This is a genomic window from Macrococcus carouselicus (genome assembly GCF_004359515.1).
GTDB classification, from domain to species: Bacteria; Bacillota; Bacilli; order Staphylococcales; family Staphylococcaceae; genus Macrococcus; species Macrococcus carouselicus.
Map to the genome: position 1 here is coordinate 1 of NZ_SCWD01000028.1, position 396 is coordinate 396.

Sequence of the window (396 nt, forward strand, 5' to 3'; positions counted from 1 at the left end):
CCATAATCACCAAATAATATATGCTGTAATATATCGTGATTGAGCAATGTTGTTTGAGTTAAATATTCTATCCATGCTGATACATACTGATTTTGAAACCAATCTGAAAATTGATAAGCGATACCGATTGGTAATGCAAACATTAAAAATATCAACAACCAGGCTAAAAATGTCGCACTTATTTTAGGCCTTAAATGTCGTTGCTCATGTTGAAATAGTGTCAATTGTTCTATCACATGTTCGCTCGCTATAGGCGAAGAAACTACACTTTCTGCCAATGAAATATCTATCTTCTGTTTTATGATTAATAATCTTAATTTCGCTTTTTCTGTTGCGGTAAGTTTATCCGCATGACTAATAACTAAATAATGAGGTTCATTAGGTATGGGCGTATAA

General features: G+C 32.6%; 1 pseudogene. It reads right to left on the reverse strand.

Annotated features, from left to right (window positions below):
• Window positions 1-396, reverse strand: a pseudogene (locus tag ERX40_RS11120) (nucleoside recognition domain-containing protein); the annotation flags it as partial.